Origin of the sequence: Arcobacter pernae, assembly GCF_049472135.1 — a bacterium.
In the GTDB taxonomy this organism is placed as follows: Bacteria; Campylobacterota; Campylobacteria; order Campylobacterales; family Arcobacteraceae; genus Arcobacter_B.
In genome coordinates this window covers 263,065-276,356 of record NZ_JBMOVV010000002.1, presented here as the reverse complement: position 1 = coordinate 276,356, position 13,292 = coordinate 263,065, and the positions used below count along the sequence as shown (strand labels likewise).

Here is a 13,292-nt window from a genome sequence, read left to right as displayed (position 1 = left end):
AATGGCACATCAATCAGATTTAATTTCAAAAAATATTGAAGCATATTTAAAAGAGCACGAAAACAAAGAGATTTTAAGATTCATTACTTGTGGATCAGTTGATGACGGTAAATCAACATTAATTGGAAGATTATTATATGATTCAAAAATGATTTTTGAAGACCAATTAGCAGCTATTGAAAAAGATAGTAAAAAAGTTGGAACAACTGGTGAGAAGATTGACTTAGCACTTTTAGTTGATGGACTAGCTTCTGAGAGAGAACAAGGTATTACTATTGATGTTGCATATAGATTCTTCTCAACTGATAAGAGAAAATTCATTATTGCAGATACTCCAGGGCACGAGCAATACACAAGAAACATGGCTACAGGAGCTTCAACAGCTGACTTAGCTATTATCTTAGTAGATGCAAGACAAGGTATTTTAACTCAAACTAAAAGACACTCTTACATTGCATCATTATTAGGTATTAAAAACTTAATCGTTGCTATTAATAAGATGGACTTAGTTGACTTCTCTGAAGAAGTATTTGAAAATATCAAAAGAGATTACAAAGAGATTATTGAATATCTTCCACATAATGAAGATTTAAATATTCAATTTATTCCAATCTCTGCTTTAGATGGTGACAATATTTTAACTAACTCGCCAAAAGCGCCTTGGTATAAAGGTCAACCATTAATGCAATTACTAGATACAACAGAGATTCACAAAAAAGAGTCTAACTCATTTAGATTACCTGTTCAGTATGTAGTAAGACCACACTTAAACTTCAGAGGATTCTCTGGGACAATTGCAAGTGGTTCTATTAAAGTTGGTGATGAGATTACTGTATTACCTTCAAGAAAAACTTCTAAGGTTAAATCTATTGTATCTAATGATATTAAAGATTTAAGACCAATAGGAAAAGATGAAACAGTTGAAACTATTGAGACTGCATTTGCACCAATGGCAACAACTATTACACTTGAAGATGAGATTGATATTTCAAGAGGGGATATGATTGTAAAATCTGATGATATTCCTAAAGTATCAAACCACTTATCAGCAATGGTAGTATGGATGGATGAAGCTCCATTAACTTTAAACCAAAACTACATTATCAAAAGAGCAACTTCTGTATTAAATGGTGCAGTTAACTCAATTGAGTTTAAAAAGAATATTAATACTTTTGAAGAAATTTCTGCTGATAAACTAGAGTTAAATGATATTGCTAAAGTAACTCTTTCATTAGATAGAGAAATAGCAGTTGACCCATACCACGAAAATAGATATACTGGTAGTTTCATTATTATTGATAAATATACTAATGCAACTGTAGGTGCTGGTATGATTGTATCTTCTGTTGAAGGGTTTGCACACCTTGAAGAAGAAACAAAAGAGTATACACAAGCTGAAATTGAGCTAAACCAATTCATCAGAAAAAATTACCCTGAATGGAATTGTAAGGCTATTTAATGTCAAAGAATTTAGCTATGGATATAGAACAAATTAAAAAAAATAAAGATGGATTAGATGTCTTAAGTGACATCTATATCTACGCTGTTTTAGGTGAAAAGGCAAACGAAGAGGATTTAATTAGATTTAAATGGTATGGTATTCACAAACAAGAGGATACGCAAGATCATTTTACACTAAAAGTTCCATTGCCTTTAGGTCAATTAAATCTAGAACAATTAGAGACTTTATTAGAAATATCCAAAAAATATGCAAAAGACACTCTATTTTTAAATACTTATCAAAAAGTAGAGTTCAAATGGCTTAAAATTCACGATTTACCAGAGATTTTTAATCTACTACATAATGTGGGATTAAAAACTATTTTTGAAGCAGGACATAATGTAAAAAACATCATTACATGTCCTGTAAATGGAATAGATAAAACTCAAATAGCTGATGTAAGTAAAATTGCACAAAAGTTAAATGAGACTTTTATAGGTAATAAAAGCTTTTCAAATTTACCAAATGAACTAACTATTGCAGTAAGTGGATATGCACAAGGTTGTGCTCTTACTTATACACCTGATATTAGTTTTAATGCAACTAAAAATGAAAAAGGAAAAGTTGTTTACTCTCTTAGAGTTATTGGTGAGCACTTAGGTTTTATTACTTCATCTCAAATTGTTCCAACTGCAAGAGCAATCGCAAAAATCTATAAAGATTTTGGAATAAGAGATGATATTGAAGATAGTACTTTCCAATACCTTGTAGGGTCTTGGGGGTTTAGTAAATTCTTTGATATTTTAGAATCATCTGTAACTTTTAGAATAAAAGATTTTGATATTGATGAAGAGTTTGTAGAAGGTAAAGCTCCAAGACTTGGAATTAATGAAAGTAAAATCGAAGATGAAAGTTATATTGGTTGTAAACTAAAAACTTTAGACTTAGGTTCTGAAAAATTAGCACAACTTATAAACTTACTTAAAAAATATGGTGCAACAAAAATAAAACTAACACACAAAGCAAATGTGATAGTTTTAGATGCACCTACAAACAAAGCCCAAGATTTCGCAAAAGATTTAGAAGCAATCGAATTTAATCCTTTTGTATAAGAGCTAAAAAAAGGCTCTTATACAATATACAAGCGAACTCTTATCAAAAATAACTTAAAATTATAAAACTAATAATCCCAACTAATTTAACGAGCAATAAATGACAAGAGACATATTTAAACCTTTTTTTAATGAAAATACAAAGAAATTAGACTTTTTAAAATACAATACTATTGGAAAAAGTAAAAGTGAGTATTTTGACTATACTGCATCAGGACTTGCTTTTAGACCAATTGAAAATAGAATAAGAGATGTTTTAGAAACATATGCAAACACTCACTCTATGGAATCAACTAATGCAAAAGCTACTACATACTATTATGAACAAGCAAGAGCAAATTTAGCTAAAAACCTTGATATAAATGAAGAGTTTGCAATACTTCCTAGTGGTTGTGGAACAACTGCTGCTATTAAACACTTACAAGAACTTCTTGGACTTTATATCCCGCCTGCGACAAAAAAGAGATATGAAATACAAGTAGATAAATCTAAATTACCTTTAGTTATAGTTGGACCATATGAACATCACTCAAATGAAGTCTCTTTTAGAGAAGCACTTTGTGAGATAAAAAGGGTTAAACTTGATGATGAAGGTTTAATCGACATGAAACACCTAAAGAAGATTTTGAAGAAAAATGAAGGAAGAGAAATAATTGGTTCTTTCTGTATTGCTTCAAATGTAACTGGTATCATTACACCTTATAAAAAAATCTCAAAACTACTTAGAAAATACAATGCCCTAGTTTGTTTTGATGCAGCTGCTAGCTCACCTTATATGAATGTACCAAGTTCTCTTTATGATGCAATGTTTATGTCACCTCATAAACTTTTAGGAGGTCCTGGTTCTTGTGGACTTTTAATAGTTAGAAAGTCTCTTATAAATACAGAACTTTCACCAACTTTTGCAGCAGGTGGAACTGTAGAGTATGTAAATAAAAAAGAGCAAGTTTACCAAAAAGATATAGAAGTAAGAGAAGACGCCGGAACACCTGGTATTTTACAATTTATAAGAGCTTCACTAGCATATCAACTTAGAAATGAAGTAGGTTTTGAGTTTATAAATGAACAAAAAACAAAACTAAAAACACTTTTTATAAATGAGCTAAGTAAGCTTTCAAATTGTGAGATATATGGTAATCAAGAAGAAGATAATATAGGTATTGTTTCTTTTAATATAAATAGTATCGACCCTTATGAACTATGCGCAAAACTATCAGCTACTGATGGTTTCCAAACAAGAGCTGGTTGTTCATGTGCTGGGCCATATGGTCATGATTTATTAGGAATTGATGATGCAAATATCTCAAATAAACCAGGTTGGCTTAGAATCTCAATCCACTATACTCAAACTGAAGAAGAAATCCTAAATTTAGTTAAGTGTATAACTAATCAAAGTAAGTAAAGTCATATATGACTTTACTTAAAAGATAATTTTTCTTATTTAATATAGATTTTATTTTTCATTAAATATCTATTAATTTTTGCTTTATATAATTCCCTCATGCAATTTATAATATTTATTACAGTTTTTTTATTGGTATTTGCTTTCCAAACTTATATAATAAAAAAACGTCTTATCAATAAACTTGACTTTAATGATAAGACAAAAAAATATCTAAGCGCATTTTTATATATAACATTTTTTGGGGTATGTTTATACCCAGTCGCTAGATATAATCCAGTTTTCCCAAACTGGCTATATTTCCTATTATCTTTACCTATTGGGGTGATTTTCCTTACATTTATCATAACAATTATTCATGAAATCATCTCATTTGGTGTTAATAAAACTTCATTCAAAGAAAATCGACGAGCTTTTTTTAAAAAATCCCTTGATATAGGTGCCATATCTTTAGTTGTTGGAACAAATGCAAAAGCAATGCAAAATGCAAAAACTATTGAACTTGAAACAGTTGAAATCAAAATCAAAGATTTAAAGAAACCATATGAAATAGTTCAATTAAGTGATATTCATATAGGTGGCTTAATAGATAAGGATTTTATTAAAAGCCTTGTTCAAAAAGTAAATAGTCTAAATGCAGATACTGTTGTTATTACAGGAGATTTAGTTGATACAAAACTAGAGTTTGCAAAACCAGCTTTACAAGAGCTATCAAAACTAAAATCTAAGTATGGGACTTATTTTATTGTAGGAAATCATGAGTATTTCCATGATGTTTATACAATAATAAACTATGTTAACTCTTTAGGCATAAAAGTCTTGGAAAATGAGTCAATTTATATAGGAGAAAAACATCAAGGCTTTAATTTAGTGGGTGTTTATGATATCTTTGGACATAGATATGGTAACTTTATACCAAACCTTGAAAAAGCATTAGAAAATAAACAAAATGCCCCAACAATTTTACTTGCACATCAACCAAAATATTTAAATGAAATTAATACAAAACAGATAGATTTAGCCCTTTGTGGTCACACTCATGGTGGGCAAATCTTTCCTTTTAACTATCTTGTAAAACTACAACAACCTTATGTTAGAGGTCTTAATAGACACAATGAAACTACACAGGTTTATGTAAACAAAGGAACAGGATTTTGGGGTCCACCTATGAGGCTAGGTGCCAGTTCCGAAATTACTCACATAAAAATAATTTAAAAAATAGACAAAGATATTTTACTAATTAATAATTATTGTTATATAATTAGTAACAATTTTCCCCCAAAGGTATTATTATGAGTGGTAAAGAGATACATCTAGATAACAACTCATTTATTGTTTCTGAAACTGATGAAAAAGGTTTCATAAAATATGCAAATGATGAGTTCTGTGAAATAAGTGAATTTACACTTGAAGAGTTAATTGGTCAACCCCACAATATTCTAAGACATCCAGACATGCCAAAAGCAGCTTTTGAAGACTTATGGAAAACTATCAAAAGCGGTAATATTTGGAAAGGTTTTGTAAAGAACAAAACTAAACACGGTAACTATTATTGGGTATATGCAACAATCTATCCTTTAGAATCAAGTGATGGTTCAAAAGGTTATATGTCATGTAGAAAAGTAGCTTCAAGAGATGAAATAAACAAAGCTGAAGCACTATATAAGACAATGAAATAAGGAAAAAGAAATGAACTTCTTAAAAAATCTACCAATAAAAAAGAAGCTTTTAGTTTCGATAATCATACCTATGCTTGCCGTTTTAGTTGTCTCATCAATACTACTTTTTCAAGGATATATAAAGTATAAAAACTACGTAAAACTAGAAACTCTAATGAGTTTAAATGCTAGTATCTCTCATCTTGTACATGAAACACAAAAAGAAAGGGGAGCGACTGCTGGTTATATTGGAAGTAAGGGTGCTAAGTTTAAAGACATTCTTGCTAATCAAAGAGAACTTACAAATCAAAAACTAAAAGATTTAAATAGTTATATTTCATCTAATAACCTATACTCAATTCTAAATGAAAAAAATGCAAATAGATTAAAAAACATATTAAATGAAATAGGTAAAGTTAACAGCATTAGAGGAGAGGTTGATGGATTTAACATAAGTCTAAAAAATGCATTAGGTTACTATACAAACTTAAACTCTATGTTTTTAAAATATATTACTTTAACTTCAAAACAGTCTTTAGATAATGAAATTGCCATTGAAACAATGGCTTATTATACATTTCTTGAATCAAAAGAAAGAGCTGGTATTGAAAGAGCTGTAGGATCAGCTATATTTGGAGCTAATAATCTTATTCCTGGATTTCAAGCAAGATTTATTACGCTTATTGCCCAACAAGATGCTTATATGAACTCTTTTGAGACTTTAGCAACAAAAGAGTTAATAGATTTCAAAGATGCAACAATTCAAGGTGAGTCAGTAAATGAAGTAAACAGATTAAGAAAACTTATTATTACAAATAATGATGGTCAAGGTAATTTCAATGTTGATGCCACTTATTGGTTTAAAACTATCACAAAGAAGATTAATCTACTTAAAAAAACAGATGATTATCTTTCAGAGAAAATAATAAGTGACACATTAATAAAAGAAAAAGAGGCATTAAATAAATTTATAATGTTAACAGTTTTCCTTGTTTTAGTAATTGCGATAACTCTATTTATTGCTTCTTACAATACAAGAACAATTATTGATTCTATTATGAAAATTAGAAATGGTATTGAAATATTCTTTGACTTTATGAATAGAAAAAGAAATACATTTGATCATATTGATGTTAAAACAAAAGGTGAGCTAGGCGAAATTGCACAATTTATAAATAAAAACTTAGAGACTTTAGAAAGAGAACTTGAGCAAGATATGAAGTGTGTTGGTGAAGCTATTTTAGTTCTAAATAAACTAGAGCAAGGAAGTTACCACAATCAAGTTATGTCAATGCCTGCAAACCCACAAATCAAAACATTTGCAAAAACAATCAATAAAATGCTTGTAAATCAAGAGACTTTAATGAACAATATTTTAGATGAATTAGATAAATATACAAACTACAACTACTTATCTAAAATCAATAATGATAATATTCATGGGGAAACTAAGAAGTTAATTGATGGAATTAATGCTTTAGGTGAAGCAATTACTGCAATGCTTAGAGAAAACAAATCAAATGGGGATGTGTTAAGTCAAAATTCACAAGAATTATCTTCAAATGTAGAACATTTAAATAGTTCTGCATTATCTCAAGCTGCTTCTATTGAAGAAACAGCTGCTTCTATTGAGGAGACAACTGCTTCTATTAGAGAGATTTCATCTCAAGCTATTACAATGCAAGAGTTATCAAAAGAGACATTAACTTATGCAAATGAAGGTAAAAATTTAGCTCAAAAAACTCAAAACTCTATGGAAGAGATCAATAACGCAACACAAGAGATTAATGAAGCAATTACAATTATTGACCAAATTGCATTCCAAACAAATATCCTTTCATTAAATGCAGCTGTTGAAGCAGCAACGGCTGGTGAAGCAGGAAAAGGTTTTGCTGTTGTTGCTCAAGAAGTAAGAAACCTTGCTGGAAGAAGTGCAGATGCAGCAAGAGAAATAAAAGAACTTGTTGAAAAAGCTAATCTGAAAGCTAGTGAAGGTAAAAACAGTTCTGAAATGATGATTGAAGGGTTTAGTAAACTAAATGAAAAAATTGAAAATACTAGTGAGATAATTTCATCAGTAACAAACTCAACGCAAGAACAAAGTAGAACAATCTCACAAATAAATGAGGCTATTACAAAAATAGACCAATTAACTCAAGAAAATGCTAAAGTTGCTACAAATGCTAAAGATATCGCTTCTAAAACAAATGATATCGCTTTAGAAATTATCAAAAATACTGATAGTAAACAATTTAACTAAAAAGAGTAATACTCTTTTTAGTCTTGCAATTTTAATTAAATCTAAAAATAAAAAAATGTACAATGTATAACTAAATAAATAACTTTAGGTTTACAATGAAACATATTAAATTTTTTGTAATATTTATTCTTTTAAATAGCTACTTATTACATGCCTCACCTTCAAAAAAAATTGTTTATATAACTGCTGATATGAAAATACCATTTTGGAGTATTATGTCAAAAGGTATTTCAAATATTACTCATAATCATAATTATGAATTTGAAATTTATGACTCTAAAAACAGTGCAAAAATAGAGCTAATGCACACAATAAATGCTATCAAGGATAGAGTTGATGGGATTATTGTATCACCAACAAACTCATCTGCTTGTGTAACTATTTTAAAACTTGCAAAAAAAGCTAATATCCCTGTTGTAATTTCTGATGTGGGTACTGATGGAGGAGATTATGTATCTTATATCTCTTCAAATAATAAACTAGGTGCTTACCATATTGGAAATACTTTAGTAAAAGAAATGAAAAAAAGAGACTTTGATAATAAAAAAGTAGGAATAATTGCTATCCCTCAAAAAAGATTAAATGGACAGCAAAGAACAGCTGGTTTTATGGAAGCACTAAATCAAGCAAATATTAAAGGTGCTGATATCAAACAACTTATTAATTGGAGTGATGAAGAAACCTATGAATATACTAAAGAGTTAATAACTAGATTCCCAAATTTAGGGGCTATTTGGTTACAGACATCAAATATTTATAAAGGTGCCATAAAAGCAATAAATGATTTAAATAAACAAAATGAAGTACTACTAATTGCCTTTGATGCAGAGCCTGAATTTATACAGCTTATTAAAAACAACACTATTATTGCCTCAGGAATGCAACAACCATACCTAATGGGACAAAAAGCTGCACTTTCTATGCACAAATACTTAGATAATCAAAATGTAATGCAAGATATACAAATTCCTGTTTTAACAGTAACTACAAAAAATATCAATGAAATAAAAGAAGAAATCAATTTAAATGTTTTAGGAATTGAAAACTAATGAGAAAATTTAAATTATCTTTATACTTTGCATTAGCTATAACTATTATTTGTACAGTTGTTTTAACTATGGCTATTAACTCAACATACAGTTATATCTATACAAAAGATAAGATAATTGATAATATGAAAAATGATTCAAGAACTACAATCTTATCAATAAAAGATAATATCAAAAATCTAATCTCAGCTTATGCTATAAATGAGTATAACAATCTAATTTATAATGAATTAAGTAGAAAAGATATTTTTGCAATTATTATAAATGACTACAATATGGGAAAAATTCTAGGAGAAGAATACCTCTCTACTGGAAAAATCAAACACAATGGAAAAATCATTGACTATGATCCTACAAATGTAATTCATAATCAAGAACTAAAAAACTCTTTTTACTCTGATACATATAAAATTGTATCCTCTTTTGGAACTGAAATAGGTACAATTACTATTTATATTACAGATGAAAAAATGAAAAAAGAACTAAAAGAGATTATTATAGAGAATATAAAAAATACATTTATTCTATCTCTATTTCTAATTTTGTTTTTGTTCCTAACAATTAAAGCATTTATCTTAAAACCTATATCTGATATCACTAATACTATAAGTATTATAGATAAAGATGGTATTCCAACAAAAATTCTTGAAGATAATATGTTTACAGAGATTGATAATCTATCAAGCAGTATTAATAAGATGATTAATAGTATTAAAAAATCAACATTTATTCTAAAGAATGAACAAAATAGATTAGAGTATTTACTTCAAAATAGTCCTATTGCAGTAAGAATTGCAAAAAATGATACAGAAGATGTAGTTTTTGCAAATCATGCCTATAAAAAACTAATTAAAAAAGATAATGATTTTAGAAAACCTAGAAAATATTATGAAAATGAAGATGAATACAATGAAATAATAGAAAGACTTAAAAACAATGAAACTATTTACAATAAATTAATTGAACTAAATATTCAAAACAAAAAAGTTTGGGCTCTTGCTTCATATATGAATATTAGTTTTGATAATGAAAATGCAATTATTGGATGGTTTTATGATGTGACAAATGAGAAAAACAATGAAAATAGATTGTATGAGGCAGTAGAACTTCAAACAACAATTTTTGATAACTCTGGTTATATGATTATAAGAACTGATAAAAAAGGTATCATAAAACAAGTAAATAAAGAAGTTGAAAAAGTTACAGGATATACTCAAGAAGAGTTAGTTGATAAACAAACTCCTTTAATTTTCCACTTAAAAGATGAATTAAATATGGTAGCCAAAGAGTTTAGTAAAAAGCTAAGAGAAGAGATTGAACCAGACTTCAATGTATTTATTGCAAAATCTGCTTTAAGACAAAGTGAACTTGAATGGACTTATATTACAAAAGATGGTAAACACCTTCCAGTTAGTTTAAAAGTTACTGCACTTAAAAATAAAAAGAATGAAATTTATGGCTACTTAGGAATCTCAAGGGATATTACACAAACAAAAGTTATGGAATCCCAATCAAAACTAGCTTCAATGGGAGAAATGATAGGAAATATTGCCCATCAATGGAGACAGCCTCTAAGTGTAATAACTTCAATATCAAGTGCAACTATTCTAAAAAATGAAGTAAATAAACTAACTAAAGAAGACTTATATAAAAGTATGGAAAATATTACAAAACAAGCAAAATATTTATCTAATACAATTGAAGACTTTAGAGACTTTATTAGAAATAAAGAGCAAAAAGAGATTGTTAAAATCTCTCATATAGTAGAAAAAACTATTAATATCTTAAAATCAACTCTAAATAGTAATGAAATTCAACTTATTTTAGATATTGAAGAAGATATGGAAATCCCTGCATTTGAGAATCAATTAATGCAAGCATTAATAAATATAATTAACAACTCAAAAGATGCAATGAATGAAAATATTCAAAAACATGAAACAAAACTTATTTTCGTAAAAACAAAAAAGAGTGATTCAGGTTTAGATTTAACGATTGTTGATAATGGTGGGGGTATAAAAAAAGAAGTGATTGATAAAATATTTGAGCCATATTTCACGACAAAACATAAGAATATTGGTACAGGTATCGGGCTTTCTATGACTTACCAAATTATCACAGAGCACCATGATGCAAAAATCATTGCATCAAATAGCACCTATGTATACAATGATATAGAATACACAGGTGCTAAGTTTAAAATCTCTTTTAACAATTAGTTAGTAATAGCTAAAAAACTAGTAGTAATTGTTAAAAAATATATTGTAATTAAAATTATATAATCTTTTTTATTTGTATTAATATTGTTTTTCATTTTATTCTCCTTCTAATAGGAGAATAAAAATCTCCTATTAATATAAACTATTTTTAAAACTTTTTAAAATCCTAAGCCACATATCACTGGACATAAAAATTTTCCTTTTATTTAATTTTTTTACATAAAAAAAGGGGGAAGAGCCAAAGCCCTTCCCCCTTTATAAGATATTTATTTCTAAATCTTATTATTCAGCGAATTTAGCTTTTTTTGCTGCTCTTTTTCTTGCTGTTGGATCTAAATCTCTTTTTCTAACTCTAATAGAAAGAGGTGTTACCTCAACAAGTTCGTCTTCTTCGATCCACTCTAGTGCATTTTCTAAAGACATTGCTCTTGGAGGAACTAATTTAATAGCATCATCAGATCCAGATGCTCTTACGTTTGTAAGTGCTTTACCTTTAATTGGGTTAACATCTAAGTCATTTGATTTTGCATGCTCACCAATTACCATTCCAACGTATACTTTATCTTGAGGTTTAATAAACATAATTCCTCTATCTTGTAGGTTGAAAATTGAGTAACCTAATGCTTCTCCATTTTCCATAGAAACTAAAGCACCATATTTTCTAGATTCAACTGTTCCAGAGTATGGTCTAAACTCTAAGAATGAGTGGTTCATAACACCCTCACCTTTAGTTTCAGTTAAGAACTCAGTTCTAATACCAATTAATCCTCTAGCTGGAATTTCAAACTCTAATCTTGTAAATCCAGAACCCATTGGTACCATGTTTGTCATGTTAGCTTTTCTCTTACCTAACTTCTCAATAATTGCTCCAGAGAACTCATCAGGAGTATCAATTACTAAGTGCTCAAATGGCTCCATAGTTACACCATTTTCTTCTTTTGTAATAACTTCTGGTCTACCAATAGAGAACTCAAAACCTTCTCTTCTCATGTTCTCTGCTAAAATAGTAATTTGAAGCTCACCTCTTCCGTTTACTTTAAATTTACCTTCACCAATTTGCTCATAATTCATAGCAATATTAGTATTCATTTCAGCAGAAAGTCTTTCATCAATTTTATTTGAAGTTACAAACTTACCTTCTGTTCCCGCTAATGGAGAATCATTAACTGCAAAAGTTACAGATAGTGTTGGCTCTTCAATGTGCATTGGGTCTAATGGCATTGGATTTGCAGGGTCACATAAAGAATCACCTACATCAATAGTTTCAAAACCAGCAACAGCACAGATATCACCAGAACCTGCTTGTTGGATTTCAACTCTATCAAGACCTTTAAATCCAATAAGTTTTGTAACTCTACCTTTTACTTTTTCACCATCTGCTTTACATAATAAAACAGTCTCACCCATAGAAATAGTACCGTTGAAAATTCTAGCAATACCGATTTTACCAATGAAGTTATCGTAATCAAGTGTAAATACTTGAAGTTGTAAACCTTCATCATCGCTACCTTTAGGAGCTGGAACTTTGTCTAAAATTGTTTCAAATAATGGTTTTAAATCCATATTTCCATCATTTGCCTCATATCTTGCATAACCATCTCTAGCTGCTGCATAAATTACAGGGAATTCTAATTGTTCTTCATTAGCATCCATATCAGCAAATAGGTCAAATACCTCATCAACAACTCTTTCTGGCTCACCAGCTGGCTTATCAATTTTGTTTACAACAACGATTGGCTTGTGACCTAATTGAAGAGCTTTCTTAACAACGAATTTTGTTTGAGGCATAACACCTTCTTGAGCATCAACTAGTAATAATACTGAGTCAACCATCTTAAGAACCCTCTCAACTTCTCCACCAAAATCGGCGTGTCCCGGAGTGTCAATGATGTTAATTCTTACACCTTCATAGTCAATAGCTGTGTTCTTAGAAAGAATAGTAATTCCTCTTTCTTTTTCGATAGCATTACTATCCATAACTCTTTCATCAACTTGAGTGTGAGCTGCAAATGTTCCAGATTGTTTTAATAACTCATCAACAAGTGTTGTTTTACCGTGGTCAACGTGTGCGATAACGGCAATATTTCTAATATCTCTCATTTATTCTCTTTATAGTAGTTTTGAAGGAATTTTTTAATTTTAGCTAAAATT

9 protein-coding genes are annotated in these 13,292 nt (G+C 29.1%); 8 read left to right on the top strand and 1 reads right to left on the bottom strand.

What is annotated here, in order from left to right; genetic code table 11:
* Position 1: 1 nt before the first annotated feature.
* From cysN to ACH5BF_RS03855, 8 genes are all read left to right on the top strand, one after another.
* Positions 2-1,459, top strand: coding sequence for a sulfate adenylyltransferase subunit CysN (gene cysN / locus ACH5BF_RS03890; RefSeq protein ID WP_423272847.1), 1,458 nt, complete (start codon positions 2-4; stop codon positions 1,457-1,459).
* Positions 1,459-2,553, top strand: a complete 1,095-nt coding sequence (locus ACH5BF_RS03885) for a ferredoxin-like domain-containing protein (RefSeq protein WP_423272846.1) — start codon at positions 1,459-1,461, stop codon at positions 2,551-2,553. Before cysN ends, ACH5BF_RS03885 begins: the two co-directional genes overlap by 1 nt.
* A gap of 100 nt (positions 2,554-2,653) precedes the next feature.
* Positions 2,654-3,955, top strand: coding sequence for an aminotransferase class V-fold PLP-dependent enzyme (locus ACH5BF_RS03880; RefSeq protein WP_423272845.1), 1,302 nt, complete (start codon positions 2,654-2,656; stop codon positions 3,953-3,955).
* 324 nt (positions 3,956-4,279) lie between these two features.
* Positions 4,280-5,170: a metallophosphoesterase gene (locus tag ACH5BF_RS03875; RefSeq protein WP_423272844.1), complete on the top strand. Its 891-nt coding sequence runs from the start codon at positions 4,280-4,282 to the stop codon at positions 5,168-5,170.
* A 77-nt stretch (positions 5,171-5,247) separates the two neighbouring features.
* Positions 5,248-5,634: a PAS domain-containing protein gene (locus ACH5BF_RS03870; RefSeq protein ID WP_423272843.1), complete on the top strand. Its 387-nt coding sequence runs from the start codon at positions 5,248-5,250 to the stop codon at positions 5,632-5,634.
* Between the two features lie 10 nt (positions 5,635-5,644).
* Positions 5,645-7,873: a methyl-accepting chemotaxis protein gene (locus ACH5BF_RS03865; RefSeq protein ID WP_423272842.1), complete on the top strand. Its 2,229-nt coding sequence runs from the start codon at positions 5,645-5,647 to the stop codon at positions 7,871-7,873.
* A 95-nt stretch (positions 7,874-7,968) separates the two neighbouring features.
* Positions 7,969-8,922: a substrate-binding domain-containing protein gene (locus ACH5BF_RS03860; RefSeq protein WP_423272841.1), complete on the top strand. Its 954-nt coding sequence runs from the start codon at positions 7,969-7,971 to the stop codon at positions 8,920-8,922.
* Positions 8,922-11,141, top strand: a complete 2,220-nt coding sequence (locus ACH5BF_RS03855; RefSeq protein WP_423272840.1) for a PAS domain-containing sensor histidine kinase — start codon at positions 8,922-8,924, stop codon at positions 11,139-11,141. Before ACH5BF_RS03860 ends, ACH5BF_RS03855 begins: the two co-directional genes overlap by 1 nt.
* 282 nt (positions 11,142-11,423) lie before the next feature.
* Here the strand turns inward: ACH5BF_RS03855 and typA are convergent, their stop codons facing one another.
* Positions 11,424-13,241: a translational GTPase TypA gene (typA, locus tag ACH5BF_RS03850; RefSeq protein WP_423272839.1), complete on the bottom strand. Its 1,818-nt coding sequence runs from the start codon at positions 13,239-13,241 to the stop codon at positions 11,424-11,426.
* Positions 13,242-13,292: the final 51 nt, after the last annotated feature.